The 514-nt window shown below is 60.7% G+C and carries 1 pseudogene; it reads right to left on the reverse strand.

Annotated elements, in window-relative coordinates:
* Window positions 1-514: pseudogene (locus tag ACFO3A_RS15670) on the reverse strand (IS5 family transposase); the annotation flags it as partial.

Here is a 514-nt window from a genome sequence, read left to right on the forward strand (position 1 = left end):
CACCCAGGATGTCCTTGACGCCTTGCGCAAAGGGTACGCCTGTGTAACCGCTGTCCGCCAGCACGCTTTGCACCCGCCCCAGCGAGTGTTTGCAGCGCTTGAATGCCGCAAGCGCTCCTTTGCGATCCGTCACTTCGGCTGTGGTTACCGCCACGGCATGGGGTAGCCCCTGGGTGTCCACCGCAACGTGCCGCTTGATACCCGAGATTTTCTTGCCTGCGTCATACCCCTTGAAGCCCGCTGTGTCAGCGTTCTTGACGCTCTGCGCGTCCACGATCAAGAACGTGCTGCAGGCGTTGCGCCCCAGTCTCGCGCGGGCCGCGCCAACCTGTTTTTTTTAAAGCCTGCTCCAGCACGCTCACTCCGTGCTGGTCAGGCTCGCTCCATTTGCGCCAGTACGCATAGACGTTGTGCCACTTGGGAAACTGCGGTGGCAGATAGCGCCACTGACAACCCGTGCGCAGCAGGTACAGCACTGCACAGAACACCTCGTACAGATCGAGCTTGATCGGTT

It is taken from the genome of Comamonas nitrativorans (assembly GCF_042654765.1).
Classification (GTDB): Bacteria; Pseudomonadota; Gammaproteobacteria; order Burkholderiales; family Burkholderiaceae_C; genus Comamonas; species Comamonas nitrativorans.